Consider the following 14,479-nt stretch of genomic DNA (forward strand, 5'->3'; position numbering starts at 1 on the left):
TAATTAATGGACTTTATCTTTTAATCAATTTGTTAAAAATTTCTATTGCTTTTCCTGAGCGGATTGCCTCCCGGGCTGCCAATGCACCTTCTTTTAAATCAGTGTATTTTCCAGCTGCTTGTAGTGCTAAAGCGGTATTGGCATACACTACCTGATTCTGAGCATTTGTTCCTTCCCCTTTCAAAATAGACACAAAAATGGAAGCCGCTTCTTCAATAGTTTCTCCCCCATAAATTTCTTCAGCCAAAACTTTGTTCAGATTAAAATCTTCAGGGGTTATTACAGCCTCTCCTGTGTTGGAGAAAACTTTGGTTTGAGAGGTGAGAGAACATTCATCATAACCAGCTAAGTCATAAACCACACCGTATTTCACATCAGTTTCCTGAAACAGGTAAGCGTAAATTCTCGCCAATTCATGATCAAAAACACCTGCCATTTGCTTTTTAGGTTTAGCCGGGTTGACCAATGGCCCGAGCATATTGAAAAATGTTTTAATCCCTAACTCTTTCCTTATAGGCCCCACATGTTTCATGGCCGGATGGAATTTTGGTGCATGAAGGAAACAAATTCCAGCCTCATTCAATTGCTTTTCAAGTATATCTTGCTGGTTGGTAAACTCATATCCAAAATGCTCAAGTAAATTGGAGCTCCCACACTTAGATGACACACCATAATTACCGTGTTTCACTACATTTTGACCACAAGCGGCTACCACAAAAGCTGATAAGGTAGAAATGTTAAATGTATTTTTCCCATCGCCTCCGGTGCCACAAAGATCCATTCCATCATACGCAGATAAGTCAATGGGCACACATAATTCCATAAGTGCATCACGGAAGCCCCCCAACTCCTCCACAGTTACAGGCCTCATCATAAACATAGCCATAAATGCTGCTAAATGTGAATTATTAAATTCTCCTTTACCAATGCGCAATAATATTTCTTTTGCCTCTTCCTGCGTAAGGATATTATACTGAGACAATTTATTAAGTATTTCTTTCATTTCTTTTTTATTATTGAGTACAAGGTATTAAGTACAGAGTAGTAAGTACAATATATTAAAATTTCATACCTCGAAAATCTTAACTTTACTTATCCTATACCTAGATTTCACTTGTTATAGTCGTTCTCAGTTATCAGTTCTGGCTATTCTAATCTCTGTACTTTGTACTGTTACTCTTTGTACTCTCTATCTTTCAATCCAGTTTTTCATCATTTTAGCTCCTTCAGGTGTCATTACTGATTCCGGATGAAACTGTACCCCGCAAACATCATATTTTTGATGTGCTACAGCCATTATCTGTCCATTATCATCCTTGGCTATAACTTGTAGATTTCCATTAAGTGTATTTTCATCAATCAACCAGGAGTGATATCTACCTACTTTTACTCTTCTTGGAATCTCATTAAAGAGGTAATGCTGTTGTAATTCAATTTCAGTTTGTATACCATGAAGCACTGTTTTCATATTAATTAATTTGCTCCCGAATACTTCTCCGATAGCCTGGTGCCCCAGGCAAACCCCTAAAATCGGTTTTTCAGGAGCGTACTTTTCTATCAGTTCCAACATTTTACCAGCATTTTCAGGAACACTAGGCCCGGGTGAAAGTAATATTTTATCAAACCTCTCCACCTCGCTCAATTCAATTTTATCGTTACGAATAACAGTAACCTCAACAGAAGGAACTTCTTGCCTGATTACTTCCACCAGGTTATAGGTAAAGGAATCGTAATTGTCTAGTAATAAAATTTTGCTGCTCACAATAGTGTGGATTTTTGAGTGTCAAACATAGTTTCCGCTTTACTCATGGCCATTCTTAGAGCATGAAGCTTATTATGAACCTCCTGCAGCTCACTAGCTGGGTCGGATAGTGCAACAATGCCTGCTCCTGCCTGATATTTCAATTCATTATTCTTACTTAAGAAAGATCGGATAATGATTGCGTGATTCATATTCCCGTTCAATCCAATGAGGCCTACTGCCCCTCCATATAATCCTCTACCTGTTGGCTCGTATTTATTAATGAGTTCCAATGCCATATATTTTGGTGCTCCACTCAATGTTCCAGCCGGGAACGTATCTCCCAGTAGATTAATAGATGATTTTGGCGCTACTTCTGCACTTACTTTACTCACAAGGTGAATGACATGACTATAAAACTGTACTTCTTTATAGACCTCAACTTGTACATTTTTCCCATTTTTAGAAAGGTCATTTCTTCCTAAATCAACCAGCATGGTATGTTCAGCATTTTCTTTTTCATCGTTGAGCAGTTTTTCCGCCAGCTCAGCATCAGCCACATCGTCCCCGCTTCTTCTGTACGTGCCTGCAATAGGGTTTACAAAAGCCTTATTTCCCTTTACACTTACCTGAGCCTCAGGAGAAGAGCCGAATAATTTGTAATCTCCGTAATCAAAATAAAACAAGTATGGAGAGGGGTTAAGAGATCGAAGTGCGCGATAAACAGTGAATTCATCTCCTTTAAACTTTTGTGTGAATTGACGAGACAATACAATCTGAAATACATCACCTAATTTGGCATGATCAATACCTTTCTTGATAATCTCCAAAAACTCCTCATCAGTTTGATTAGATTGCTCTTCTCCTTCTTTCGAAAATTTAAATTGAGGAATAGACCGATTCAAAATTACCTGCACCAAATTGTCAAGCTTGAAATCGTATTGTTTGTTCAGTTGATGTTCAAAGACATGCAACTCATCTTTAAAATGATCAAAAACTATAACAAAACGATAGAAATGATAGCGTAGGAATGGAATATCTGGCTGCACTTTTGCAAACGAAATATCTTCAAAGAATTGTACTCCGTCAAATCCTGTGGCACCAAAAAAAACGCTTTCTTCAAACTCCTCATTTTTTAGTACCGGCTCACATTCAAACTGAAATATAAATTCTTCCAATTCTTTAGAGACTTCCAGAGGGTTAGTAATAGGTTTCACAACCTCCTCACCTTCAACATTGGTTTTTAACATCTTTTCGTCTGCCTGTATTTCCATTATAGACTGAACTCCAATGTAAGAGAAGCTATTTCTCCTTGTATGGTAATCGGAGCTTTCCAGGAGAATTGTATTGGAAAATTGATCTCTCAAACGTAAATATAGCCCTACAGGAGTAAAAGAGTCAGCTGGGAGGCTAATGTGTTGTTTTTTAATTTTCATTTACTTTTCAAAAATTTTGATAAAAAAAAAGGCTTGCCGGATGTCCGGCAAGCCCTGAAATTTTTTGCATAGTGGCTCGGTTCATCCTTTTTGGGAAGAAGTAAAGTGCCACCACCATATTTTGTTTATTAAAAATTCCATTTTGCTCTAAATAAAAAAACCCGCAGTCTGCGGGTTTCATGATTATCATTATACCGGTACTGCCTTCTCAGTTAAAAGAAGCCCACCACCAGTTTGTATTTGTCATAATTGTTGTCATTGATGCAAATGTATTTGCAGAAATTTTAAAACCAAAGCTTTTTGTGTTTTTTTATTTAATTTTTAAAAGAGAGCTAAATATCACTCTGGCTTTTATTGGGATGCTTTATTTTTTTTCTTTTGTCATTTTCTGATCCGCTTGTTTTTCTCCTGCCTTCACTTTGCCAACCCCCTGTTTTTCATGGGCAGATCCGGTTGGCAAAGTTCCCTTTTTAGGTCTTCTTTTACCAAAAGATCCCATAGCTATTTTACCTTTTCGTGTTTTTCTATCTCCTTTTCCCATAATTAAAATAGTTTAAGTGAAAAAATAAGTATTGAACATTAAAATAATAATATTCACAGAATTTAATAAATTATTTTTCGTAAAAATATTTAAGATATCAATTCTTATAGTAGCTTTGACCCAATTTTAAATACGGATTTTTTGGAATTAATATTCAATTGTGGGCTCATTATTTTAGGCTTTATTTTATTGCTTAAAGGAGCTGATTTCATGGTTTCGGGAGCAACATCTTTTGCCAAAAAATTCAATGTTTCTGAATTGTCCATCGGACTTACTATTGTGGCTATGGGCACCTCAGCCCCTGAGCTAGTGGTTAACTTAGTATCTGGCTCTCAAGGGCTTAATGATGTGGTTTTTGGTAATATAATAGGAAGTAACATTTTTAATTTATTCCTCATTTTAGGTCTTTGCGGAACTATTAAGCCCATTCTGGTTCAGTCTAATACTGTGTGGAAGGAAATCCCTTTTTCTCTCATTCTTTTTATTGTATTTTTTTTACTTATTAATGATTCATTACTATTTCAAAGTGATGTAAACATACTTAGTACTATTGATGGAATTATATTGCTATTATTGTTTGTCTCCTTCCTTTATTATGTATTTTATAATGTTAAAAATCAGAAGCATCAAACTGAAGTCACTGAAAACATTAAGCAGAAAAGTAATCTCATTACATTCCTGTTAATATTTGGTGGCATTGTCGGGTTAATAATAGGAGGTAAATTGGTAGTTGACAACTCAGTAGAAATAGCCAGAAACTTTAATGTGAGTGAGAAACTGATTGGGCTTACTATTCTGGCAGCAGGCACCTCGCTTCCTGAATTAGCAGCTTCTGTTGTTGCTGCCTATAGAGGTAAAGCTGATATAGCAGTAGGAAATGTTATCGGTTCCAATATATTTAATATCACTTTTATTCTCGGGCTTAATAGTGTGATCTCTCCTTTAACATACAATTTAGATTTTAACTTCGATTTATACTTCCTTATAGGTGGTTCTGCGCTTCTTTTTCTCTTCATGTTTACCTTGAATAAAAAGAAACTGGATCGCTGGGAATCAATTTTATTTATAATCGGTTTTGCCGTTTACATGGTATTTATATTTATTAGAAAGTAACTCCTCATTTACAAACCAAGAAAATATTAATACGTTGAAAGCTTTAATTTCCTATAAGAATTGAAAAACAAATTACTCGCTCTGGATATTTCCAGACAACCTACTGACAGCACTTGTGGCCCCACAAGTTTGCATGCAGTTTACAACTATTTTGATGAAAATCTTTCTTTGGAAGAAGTTATTGATTCCATTGAGTACCTGGAAGACGGAGGAACGTTGGCTGTTATGCTTGGGATTGATGCTCTTCAAAGAGGTTTTACTGCTGAAATTATTACTTTCAATCTTAAAGTTTTCGATCCAAGTTGGTTCAAAGACCCTGAGGTTGATTTAATTAGCAAATTAAAAAGCCAAATGAAGTTTAAGACTTCACCTAAATTCAGACAAGCATCAAAAGCTTATATTAAATTTCTTAGCCTGGGAGGGAAAATCAGCTATAGAACCCTAAATAAAGAGCTTATTCAGGAATATCTTTTAAAGAACATTCCAATTCTTACCGGATTAAGTGCCACTTATTTGTATAATGAAAAAAGAGAAACAGGAGACCCAGTCTATTTTGATGACATAAAAGGCGTTCCCTCTGGTCATTTTGTCGTACTTAATGGAATTGACTTGCAAAAAGGGAGCATCAAGGTTTCTGACCCTTTACATGCCAACCCTTTCGAAAGGCAAAATTATTCGGTCAATATTGACCATTTAATTTGTGCCATTTTATTAGGTGTAATCACCTACGATGCCAACTTACTAATTATTGAAAAATAACTAAAATGCGAATTATAATTACTGTGACCAATCTTAAAGATTGGAATTTAAATATTGAAGGTGTTGAAGTAATAACGGGTAAGCAATATCTTACTGATGTGCAATATTCAAAACTTAAAAATGCAAGGGTTTTTAACCTCTCAAGAAACTATAAATATCAAAGTACCGGCTACTATGTATCATTATTAGCAGCCGCCAGAAAACATAAAGCAGTACCGAGCATCTCCACCATTCAGGATATGAAGTCAGCTGCTGTCATCAAAATTCTTTCAACAGAACTTGACACACTCATTCAGAAATCATTAAAGGATATTAAATCAGATAAATTCACATTAAGCATTTATTTCGGTAAAAATTTATCTAAAAAATATGATGCTTTAAGTGTTCAGTTATTTAACCTGTTTCAAACACCTTTTATCAGAGCTCACTTTAGCCATTCAAATGATAAATGGGTGCTACAAAGTATTTCACCAATTACCGCAGGGGATGTACCTGCCGAGCACAAAGAATTTGTAGAAGTGGCAGCAAAAAAATATTTTGAAGCCAAGAGGTTTACTGTACCTGCCAGAAATACCACTGGTTACGATATGGCTATTTTGTGGGATCCTATGGAAAAAACAGCCCCCAGCTCAGAAAAAACGCTCCAAAAGTTTATCAAAGCTGCCTCACAAAAAGGTATTCAGGCTGAATTAATTACAAAAGATGATTACAGTGAGCTTTCATCGTATGATGCGCTCTTTATCAGGGAAACAACGGCTGTAAACCACCATACTTTCAGGTTTGCCCAGAGAGCTAAAGCAGAAGGACTTATTGTAGTGGATGACCCTGAAAGCATTATCAAATGTAGTAACAAAGTGTATTTGGCTGAACTGTTAAAAATGCACCAGATAGAAGCTCCGGAAACTATTATTATTCATAAGGATAATGTAAACCTTGCTCCTGATGTATTAGGTTTTCCTCTTATTTTGAAACAACCCGACAGTGCGTTTAGCCAGGGAGTAAGCAAAGCAGAAAATATGGAAGAGTACCAGCAAAAGGTAGCTTCTTTACTGGAAAAATCGGATTTAATAATAGGTCAGCAATTTCTTCAGACAGATTTTGACTGGAGAGTGGGTGTATTCAATGGAGAAGCTATTTATGCCTGTAAGTATTATATGAGTAAGCAACACTGGCAAATTGTAAACTGGAACAAAGAAGGTGGTGGAAGCTATGGAAAAGTGGAAACTTTACCTGTTGAAATGGCACCACAGGCACTCATAAAAATAGCTGAAAAACTTTCCAAGTTAATTGGAGATAGTTTGTATGGAGTAGATATTAAACAAAAAGGACAAAAATTCTACGTAATTGAAATCAATGACAACCCCAATATCGATACAGGTATTGAGGATGCTATATTAAAAGACAAACTGTATCTTAAAATGATGGATGTCTTTTTAGAAAGAATACAAAAATCAAAACAATTGTTATCATAATAAATATATGTTAATGGAATCAACACCGGCCAAAACATATCATCTTTTTGAGTGTATTGGAATTGAACTTGAATACATGATTGTGGATAAAAACACCTTGGCTCCACAACCAATAACAGATCAGGTGATCATCAATAAAAATGGTATAATCACTGATGAAATCAGCAACGGCCCCATTAGCTGGTCAAACGAACTGGTTTTACATGTGATAGAATTAAAAACTACTACCCCGGCAATAAATACATTCGGCCTGGCTGACAAAATGCATGAAAATGTTAAAGAGATCAATAGCATTCTTCAGCCATACAACGCCTGCCTATTACCCACTGCGATGCACCCTTTGCTGAATCCGCTTACAGATTTAAAACTATGGCCGCACCATAGAAACAAGATCTATGAGAAGTACAATGAGATTTTTAACTGCAAAGGCCACGGTTGGGGTAATCTGCAGAGTATGCATATTAATTTCCCTTTCGGAAATGATGAAGAATTTCATCAATTACACGAGGCTATCAGGCATTTAATGCCATTAATCCCTGCAATTACGGCTTCCTCGCCTCTTTATGAAGGCAAAAAGGGAAAGTTTCTGGATAACAGATTGGCCTTTTATGAGGAAAACCAAAAAAGAGTGCCTGAAATAACAGGTAGGGTAATACCTGAGTCTGTTAAAGATAAAGCAGAGTATGAGAAGAATATTCTTCAGAAGGCTTACGATGCTATTGCTCCTTATGACAAGGAGGGGACACTTCAGGAAGAATGGCTCAACTCACGAGGTGCTATCACAAGGTTTGATAGAAATGCCATTGAAATAAGAATAATTGACTTGCAGGAATGCCCTAAAGCTGATTTAGCCATTGCGGAATTAATTGTTCATTCTTTAAAAGTATTAATAGAAAAGGTTCCAGGTTTTAAGGCTATTTCAGAAGAAGAGTTGTACCCGATTTACAGAGGAGCTCTTGAGCAAGGTGCTGAAACAATTATTGACAATTTGGATTACCTAAAATTGTTTGACGGTTCCATTAGCAAACCGATTACCATTAAAGAATTATGGAAAAAGCTAATTGCACAAATGTATCTTTCTGAGGATAGCGAAGGAATTATCCATTACATTCTGGAAAATGGCAACCTATCAGAAAGAATTATTAAGAATTTATCTAAAAGTGCTATCAGCGAGGAAAATATCCTGAAAGAATACCACAGACTAGCAGAATGCCTTGAGCAGAACATGATTTATCATGTGAGATAATGTATAAATATTTAATTACCTGTGAGCATGGGGGCAATCAAATTCCTACCGCTTACGCAGCTGATTTTGCAGCACATACTCAGTTATTGCAATCACACAGAGGATGGGATAAAGGCGCACTGGCTAGCGCCTTACTCATTTCTAAAAGACTTCATTACCCTATTTATTATAGTGAAATTAGTAGGTTGCTAATTGAATGTAACCGAACCCTTCAACATCCTGAATTATTTTCTTTGATAAGTAAGGATTTTTCTGATAAAGAAAAAGATAAAATTATAAAAAAGTATTATCTGCCCTACAGAAATAAATTGGAGAAGTTCATTAGCGAAAACATTTCGCAGGGACATACGATAATTCACCTTTCAATACACAGTTTTACCCCTGTACTGAATGGAGAGACAAGGAAAACGGAGATTGGTATATTATATGACCCTGACAGAACCTTGGAATCAGCATATGCGCTTAAATGGCAAAAGCATATTCAAAAGAAAAGCGATACCTGGCGTGTAAAAATGAATTACCCCTATTTAGGGATTGATGATGGCCTTACCAGCTATTTCCGAAAGCTATTCCTAGAAAATTATGCAGGATTGGAGTTGGAAATTAACAATAAATTGTTCGACTGCTACACCACATCTCATATTACTAACCAGGTAATCCCAAATTTTAAATTCGATAAAACAATTGGTTGATTCAGAGCGAGAAGTTCATTCCCTATCCTTTAACCAGTTATACATCTGAACCAAGGTCAAAAAAAACACATGATACTTTTAGCAATGCTTCAGGTCTTTTTTTGTAGCCTCTTCTCCCATAAAATCCAGCTCCAAAACCCTATAACAATTAATAGTGCGGAAGATAGCCAAAAGTAATTGACAACTATCAATGATTGCAATTTAGTAAACCAGATATGAGTTTTATTAAAAGCTTCAAATTGAGGATCTAAAAGCAACAGACTACCAAGCATTAAAACCGCTAAAATAAGAGGGGTGATTATTGCGATTTTGGATTTATGTCCTTTCACTCCAAAAACAGATTTTCCAGCTTCCAATTGCATAATTTTTCGCATTGTTTTCTGAGAAAATCCGTAAGACGGCCCCTCTTCCGTATCTTTCAACATTCTTTTTATTTCCTGCTCCTCCATATTATTGTAAACTTTCAATTTCGTTATTTAATAAAAGCTTAAGCTCTTCTGCTAAACGCCTTCGCGCCCTGTGCAACTGAACCTTTACAGAATTTTTATTTATTCCTGTAATATCCTCTATTTCCTGTAAACTACACTCATTCTGATAGTATAAAGTGATGAGCATACTTTCCTGCGGTTTAAGATTAATCATGGCTTGCTTAATATGATCCCTCCGTTCCTTATCTCTAAGTAAGCTCATGCTTTCATCTTTTGAAGATTCTCCTAAAGAATTTTCATGAATCTCATCCTGAAGGAAAATTCTCCGATTAGCTGAAATTTTATTTAATGCATTATTATAAGTTATTCGGTACAACCATGTACTGAACTTTGCATTCTCCCTGAAGGTACGAATTCTTTGGTAAGCTTTTACAAAACTATCCTGGGCTACCTCTTCTGCATCCTCATGATTTTTAACAATACGCAGTGCAAGGGAAAAAACCTGCTTTTCAAAATTTATTATTAATTCGTTGAAGCAAGCAATATCCCCCTTTTTTACTTTCTGAATAATTGTGAGAATACTATCTTCCTCCATATACTTAGGGTTGCTTTACTTTAGACAATACTAAAAGCCCATCGGTTACAAATTCTTCAGAAATGAGATTCATTATTTTTTTTTTTTAGAAATTGTAACCGGTTTAAAATTCCGCCTGTCTAAACCATATCAAACAAATTTAAACATTAAACTTATCTAAAATGGAAGCAGTTATTACCTTCATTAGTCTTTTCGCCACAATTTTTGGCATCAGCTATTATTTTTTATACACACGCAATAAAGAACGCTTAGCCCTCATTGAAGCTGGGGCTGATGTTTCTCTTTTTCAGGCTCCTCCCAGCAAGCGTAAGAGGCACCCTGCTTATAGCATTGCTTTAGTAATTGGCTTAATGACTATGGGTATAGGTTTAGGTGTAATATTTGCATTTATTCTGGATTATACTTTAGCATTAAACCATCATAATGAGCCTGCCTATATAGCTGGTATTTTCTTCTTTGGTGGGCTAGGCTTAATGACTTCCTTTCTGTTGCTTAGATGGCTGGATAAAAAAGATGAAGAAAAACCTCAATAATTTAAAGGTACTTTATGCTTTGTAAATCAGAAAAAACCTGATTTGTTATTAAAAAGCCCATCACACTATCCTTCTCCTAACCGAGAAGGATATTTTTTTTTTAAATAAATAATCCCGCCAAGCTTCATTAATTTTTTACTTCCTCACGCAGAATTAGCAAAAGATCATATGTGTGAAAATCTTCAACAATTTATTATGCATGCCTACTACTTTTTTAATATCTTTAGAAATGATTACTTCAGAAAGTCATTTTATAGAGAAGGAGGGGTATAATTTACACTTAAGAAGATTCTTTACACCCGATGCAAAAGCAAGCATATTTTTACTCCACGGCAGCATAGAGGATGGAAGGATTTTTTATTCTAAGTCAGGTAAAGGCCTGGCACCATTTTTAGCACAAAATGGATACGATGTATTTGTCGCTGACCTTAGAGGAAAAGGTAAAAGTACCCCAAATATTAGCCCCGAATCGGATTTTGGACAAAAAGAAGCCATTATGGAGGATATGCCTGCCTTTATGGATTATATAAATCAAAAAACTGGCAAAAAACCTGAATACATGATGGCACACAGTTGGGGAGGCGTAATTATTTTGAGTTACCTGGCCAGATTTAAACATGAAAACTTGAAAGCCCAGGCTTTCTTCGGCTCAAAAAGAGATGTAAAAGTCCAAAACATTTACCGATGGTTTAACATTGACTTGTTATGGAACAAAATGGGTACTTACCTTGTGCATAAGCATGGGTATTTACCAGCTACCAAATACAATATTGGCAGTGATAATGAGGCCAAGCATTTTTACCTTCAGGTGAATAATTGGGTATATTCTGATGAGTGGATAGATTCTTTTGATGGTTTTAATTATGCAGAAGCGCTTCAAAAGCAAAAAATTGCTCCCACATTACATTTAACAGGAGCTAAAGACACACATTCCGGTCACCCTAAAGATGTAAAGAGATTGATGGTGGAAATTGGCAATCAGGAGGATCATCATTTCCAGGTAATTGGCAAAAAGTATGGACATAAGCACAACTACAACCACATAAATTTATTAACCCATCCTGATGCTCCAATTGATCACTTTCAGGAAGTGTTACAATGGTTAAAAAAGCACTATTAATTAATTGATTGGCTACACAGCACCTTTTGATCCTATATGCTAAAAATTCAATTCTTAAAATACCAATTCCAGATTACACCGTATTTAGAAAATCTATAAATTTATATTCTCGTACATTATAGCAAGAAATAAATAATGACCTATGGAAATTATACTACGAATGAAATCTTTATTATTTACAACCTTGTTGGCTTTTCTCTTTTTAAGCAGTTGCTCTCTGCAAAGAAAAATAACAGGAACCTGGAATATTACAGAGTACTCAGAAAATGGTGTTGATGGAAGTTCTTCCAGCGCTGTAAATGCAGGGAAAATTGAGTTTAACAAAAATGGTACGGGAGCAAATGACCTGGAGTACAAAATTTTCGGGAACAGGCAAAAGGATAAACGCAGCTTTACATATTATGTAGGAGATGATTATATAACTATAAAACCTGCACAAAATGGCGATTCAATTACTACAAAATCGTGGATTATAATAGAAAGTAAGCGTTCCAAACAGTTATGGAAATCAACTGATGGAGAAGGGAATGTTCAAACTATAGTATTGAAAAAAGCAGATTAAGAAGCAAGAAAGAGGTGGTGCTGAAATTTTTCCAGCATCATTTTCTTTGATATTATTTAATCAAATTCACAAAAGAAGTCCCAAGATTGTCGGCTACAATTTTCTTATAGGCAACACTTGTTTTAAATTCCGGGGTTAAAAACTCATTCCAAACTGCTACCCAATCAGAGTTTTTAGGAAAAATAAAGCCTAATTGATCTTCTAACTCTTCTAAAGGAACATTGTGCCTTTTAATGTCTAAACGCCTTTTCACGGCATCATAATACTCTGTGAAATCTATTAGGGTAAAATAGCTGGTACTACTTTTTAATTTGTTGGTTACTTCAACTCCCGAGTTAACTAATTCAATTGTAAGAGAAGGATAGTATTGATCTTTTATTTTATTAATAAACTTTTCATGAGTAGAGCCTTTTATTATTATAGCCTTGTAATCAGCGAAAGTGGTTGAAAGCTCGTTAAGGTCTTTTATAATGGGAGCTTCACTGTTGGATAGTAATACAGAAGGGTTGTTCATATAAGGAGGTGAAAAACCTAGAAATTTCTTTCTGTCACTCGTTATACTGGTATTACATACTCCCATAACATTCTCTGAAGTTTTTACACCATCTATAAATTTTGAAAAAACCTGCTCTTGCTTCAGAAACTTGTATTTAAGATCTACCCCATGTTTTTCTTTAACAAATTTTCTGAATTCCTCCATTATATCTATACATACACCCTTCATTATTCCCCCTTCTTTATAAACCAACCCTGGGGTAGAATAATAGATGGCAGAAAGAGTTCCTGCTCCTTTGGATTTTACCTGTTGCCAGCTTTCACCTTTCAGATTTTGGGCTTCAGCATTTGAAAAAATAAATAATCCTAGAATAATAAAAATTGTAGTACGCATAACTATAAAAGTTTAATCAGTACAATATATAGAATAATTAGCTTACATTAAGCATGTCTAATCCCCATAAGATCCAGTTCAGGAATATATTGCAGGTTTTCTTTTTTGATTGAATCAGGTACAAATACAAATTTTTTATCAAATATCTGGTTTAAGATATAGTAGCTTACCCAATATTCGTTATTTAATTTAAAAACCTCAGGATCAATTGGTTCAATGCGCGCAAAGCTTTGTTCTTCTAATTTCTGGATGACATGTCGTAGAGTAGAAGTTTTTTTCTGCTCTCCATTTAAATTACCATAACCCTTTGAAGTAACCATTACAGTTTCCAACTCAATTAAATTTTTATTGATCAGGTATACATCCCACTGCTCATTTGCTTCTTCAGAAGTTTTAGCAATCACCATTTCTACACCAGTAACAGGTGAAAAATCAATATCTTTTTTCATTTTATCTACTTTTATTCAATCAATCCGATGAGTCAATTATATAAGATGAAGCTAGTTTATTCAAATAATTCCATCCCAAACAATGTGGCAATGTGGCTCTTCAGCTTATTAGATACTTCTTTAATATTTTGTTTTTGACCCAGCTCAAACTCCATAGAGGTAACTGCTTTATCATCAATTCCACATGGAATAATATTTTTAAAATACGTCAGGTCAGTATTTACATTAAATGCAAAACCATGCATAGTCACCCACCTGCTTGATTTTACTCCTAATGCGCATATTTTCCTCGGATTCTTAGCTCCTTCCTCAAAATCTATCCACACTCCCGTAAGGCCGGGAATTCTGCCTGCCTCGATCTTATATTCTTTTAATGTTAAAATAACTGCTTCCTCCAAAAGGCGCAAGTATTTATGGATATCCGTAAAAAAATTATCTAAATCCAAAATAGGATAACCCACTATCTGCCCTGGACCATGGTAAGTTATGTCGCCACCTCTGTTAATTTTATAGTAAGTAGCATTCTTTTCTTTTAAGCCCTGCTGATCCAATAGAAGATTTGCTTCGTCTCCACTTTTTCCTAAAGTATAAACATGAGGGTGCTCCAGGAATATAAGGTAATTAGGAGTAACATCATCTTTTTCAAGTTTTCTATTGGCAGTTTTTATATCTATAGTACTTTTAAAAAGCTCCTCCTGATAATCCCACGCCTTCTGGTAATCCAGTTCACCTAATGAAATAAATTTTGTTTTTTTATTGATGATATTATTCACTGATTGATATTTATAAAATCGTTTTATTAAAGTAACGGATCACTAACACCTAAATAGTGCTATTCGTTTTTTTAGATAATTTATATTTAATAACTTCTGACAAATATAATACTTGAAAAATTCATAACCT

General features: G+C 35.1%; 17 protein-coding genes. 8 read left to right on the forward strand and 9 right to left on the reverse strand.

Features of this window, described 5'->3' with window-relative positions:
* Nucleotides 1-13: 13 nt before the first annotated feature.
* The 4 genes from trpD to IEV85_RS17515 form a co-directional block, all read right to left on the reverse strand.
* Complete coding sequence (gene trpD / locus IEV85_RS17500; protein WP_188465848.1) at nucleotides 14-1,003, reverse strand: anthranilate phosphoribosyltransferase; 990 nt, start codon at nucleotides 1,001-1,003, stop codon at nucleotides 14-16.
* Between the two features lie 186 nt (nucleotides 1,004-1,189).
* Nucleotides 1,190-1,762: an anthranilate synthase component II gene (locus IEV85_RS17505; RefSeq protein WP_188465850.1), complete on the reverse strand. Its 573-nt coding sequence runs from the start codon at nucleotides 1,760-1,762 to the stop codon at nucleotides 1,190-1,192.
* Nucleotides 1,759-3,177, reverse strand: a complete 1,419-nt coding sequence (locus tag IEV85_RS17510) for an anthranilate synthase component I family protein (RefSeq protein ID WP_188465852.1) — start codon at nucleotides 3,175-3,177, stop codon at nucleotides 1,759-1,761. Before IEV85_RS17510 ends, IEV85_RS17505 begins: the two co-directional genes overlap by 4 nt.
* A gap of 364 nt (nucleotides 3,178-3,541) precedes the next feature.
* Nucleotides 3,542-3,718 (reverse strand): 30S ribosomal protein THX, encoded by a 177-nt coding sequence (locus tag IEV85_RS17515; protein WP_188465854.1) that lies wholly within the window; start codon nucleotides 3,716-3,718, stop codon nucleotides 3,542-3,544.
* 141 nt (nucleotides 3,719-3,859) lie between these two features.
* Here IEV85_RS17515 and IEV85_RS17520 point away from each other — a divergent pair, with 141 nt between their 5' ends.
* Genes IEV85_RS17520 through IEV85_RS17540 form a run of 5 tightly spaced genes read left to right on the forward strand, consistent with a single transcriptional unit; the run spans nucleotide 3,860 to nucleotide 9,000 of the window.
* On the forward strand, nucleotides 3,860-4,831 hold the full coding sequence (locus tag IEV85_RS17520; RefSeq protein WP_188465857.1) for a calcium/sodium antiporter: 972 nt from the start codon (nucleotides 3,860-3,862) through the stop codon (nucleotides 4,829-4,831).
* A gap of 60 nt (nucleotides 4,832-4,891) precedes the next feature.
* A complete protein-coding gene (locus tag IEV85_RS17525; RefSeq protein WP_188465859.1) occupies nucleotides 4,892-5,590 on the forward strand; it encodes a C39 family peptidase in 699 nt (232 codons plus the stop codon).
* A 5-nt stretch (nucleotides 5,591-5,595) separates the two neighbouring features.
* Nucleotides 5,596-7,062 (forward strand): RimK family ATP-grasp domain-containing protein, encoded by a 1,467-nt coding sequence (locus IEV85_RS17530; RefSeq protein WP_188465861.1) that lies wholly within the window; start codon nucleotides 5,596-5,598, stop codon nucleotides 7,060-7,062.
* A gap of 13 nt (nucleotides 7,063-7,075) precedes the next feature.
* Entirely contained in the window at nucleotides 7,076-8,308 is a 1,233-nt protein-coding gene (locus IEV85_RS17535) for a glutamate-cysteine ligase family protein (RefSeq protein WP_188465864.1), read from the forward strand.
* Nucleotides 8,308-9,000: an N-formylglutamate amidohydrolase gene (locus IEV85_RS17540; RefSeq protein WP_188465867.1), complete on the forward strand. Its 693-nt coding sequence runs from the start codon at nucleotides 8,308-8,310 to the stop codon at nucleotides 8,998-9,000. Before IEV85_RS17535 ends, IEV85_RS17540 begins: the two co-directional genes overlap by 1 nt.
* A gap of 89 nt (nucleotides 9,001-9,089) precedes the next feature.
* Here the strand turns inward: IEV85_RS17540 and IEV85_RS17545 are convergent, their stop codons facing one another.
* A complete protein-coding gene (locus IEV85_RS17545; RefSeq protein ID WP_188465869.1) occupies nucleotides 9,090-9,467 on the reverse strand; it encodes a hypothetical protein in 378 nt (125 codons plus the stop codon).
* Nucleotides 9,451-10,023, reverse strand: a complete 573-nt coding sequence (locus IEV85_RS17550; protein WP_188465872.1) for an RNA polymerase sigma factor — start codon at nucleotides 10,021-10,023, stop codon at nucleotides 9,451-9,453. Before IEV85_RS17550 ends, IEV85_RS17545 begins: the two co-directional genes overlap by 17 nt.
* 161 nt (nucleotides 10,024-10,184) lie before the next feature.
* On the opposite strand from IEV85_RS17550, the gene IEV85_RS17555 reads away from it, so the two are divergent.
* The 3 genes from IEV85_RS17555 (at nucleotide 10,185) to IEV85_RS17565 (ending at nucleotide 12,238) form a co-directional block, all read left to right on the forward strand.
* Nucleotides 10,185-10,556, forward strand: coding sequence for a DUF6249 domain-containing protein (locus IEV85_RS17555; RefSeq protein ID WP_188465875.1), 372 nt, complete (start codon nucleotides 10,185-10,187; stop codon nucleotides 10,554-10,556).
* Between the two features lie 229 nt (nucleotides 10,557-10,785).
* Complete coding sequence (locus tag IEV85_RS17560; protein ID WP_188465878.1) at nucleotides 10,786-11,676, forward strand: alpha/beta fold hydrolase; 891 nt, start codon at nucleotides 10,786-10,788, stop codon at nucleotides 11,674-11,676.
* Nucleotides 11,677-11,818: 142 nt separating this feature from the next.
* Nucleotides 11,819-12,238 carry a lipocalin-like domain-containing protein gene (locus IEV85_RS17565; RefSeq protein ID WP_188465880.1) on the forward strand — a complete coding sequence of 140 codons (420 nt, stop codon included), beginning with the start codon at nucleotides 11,819-11,821 and terminating at the stop codon, nucleotides 12,236-12,238.
* Between the two features lie 52 nt (nucleotides 12,239-12,290).
* On the opposite strand, the gene IEV85_RS17570 is transcribed toward IEV85_RS17565, so the two are convergent.
* The 3 genes from IEV85_RS17570 to lipB are packed head-to-tail and all read right to left on the reverse strand — an operon-like array spanning nucleotide 12,291 to nucleotide 14,349.
* Nucleotides 12,291-13,127, reverse strand: a complete 837-nt coding sequence (locus IEV85_RS17570; RefSeq protein WP_188465882.1) for a substrate-binding periplasmic protein — start codon at nucleotides 13,125-13,127, stop codon at nucleotides 12,291-12,293.
* Nucleotides 13,128-13,174: 47 nt separating this feature from the next.
* A complete protein-coding gene (locus IEV85_RS17575) occupies nucleotides 13,175-13,576 on the reverse strand; it encodes a hypothetical protein (protein ID WP_188465884.1) in 402 nt (133 codons plus the stop codon).
* Nucleotides 13,577-13,632: 56 nt separating this feature from the next.
* Complete coding sequence (gene lipB, locus IEV85_RS17580; RefSeq protein WP_188465886.1) at nucleotides 13,633-14,349, reverse strand: lipoyl(octanoyl) transferase LipB; 717 nt, start codon at nucleotides 14,347-14,349, stop codon at nucleotides 13,633-13,635.
* Between the last annotated feature and the right edge of the window lie 130 nt (nucleotides 14,350-14,479).

This window comes from Marivirga lumbricoides (genome assembly GCF_014636295.1).
GTDB classification, from domain to species: domain Bacteria; phylum Bacteroidota; class Bacteroidia; order Cytophagales; family Cyclobacteriaceae; genus Marivirga; species Marivirga lumbricoides.